We start from the raw sequence: 341 nt of genomic DNA on the forward strand, positions 1-341 counted from the left end.
GGCAGCGGGAGCGAGGCCATGCCGCCCTGTCCGGCGATGGCCAGGATCGCCTGGCTGCGCAGGGCGGCGACGCGGGCGCCGTCCTCCAGGGACAGGGCTCCGGCGACGGTGGCGGCGGCGATCTCGCCCTGGGAGTGGCCGATGACGGCGGCGGGTTCGACGCCGAGCGAGCGCCACAGTTCGGCGAGGGAGACCATCATGGCGAACAGGGCGGGCTGGACGACGTCGACCCGGGTCAGGTCGCCGCCGCCGCGCAGGACGTCGGTGAGCGACCAGTCGACGTGCGGCTTCAGCGCGGCCTCGCAGGCGGCGATGGAGGCGGCGAACTCCTCGGAGGTGTC

At 75.1% G+C, this 341-nt stretch carries 1 protein-coding gene; it reads right to left on the minus strand.

Annotation, left to right across the window (positions count from 1 at the left end):
• A partial coding sequence (locus VM95_RS38160) for an acyltransferase domain-containing protein (RefSeq protein WP_045706310.1) occupies positions 1-341 on the minus strand: 341 nt, incomplete at both ends.

The sequence above is a fragment of the Streptomyces rubellomurinus genome (genome assembly GCF_000961885.1).
In the GTDB taxonomy this organism is placed as follows: Bacteria; Actinomycetota; Actinomycetes; order Streptomycetales; family Streptomycetaceae; genus Kitasatospora; species Kitasatospora rubellomurina.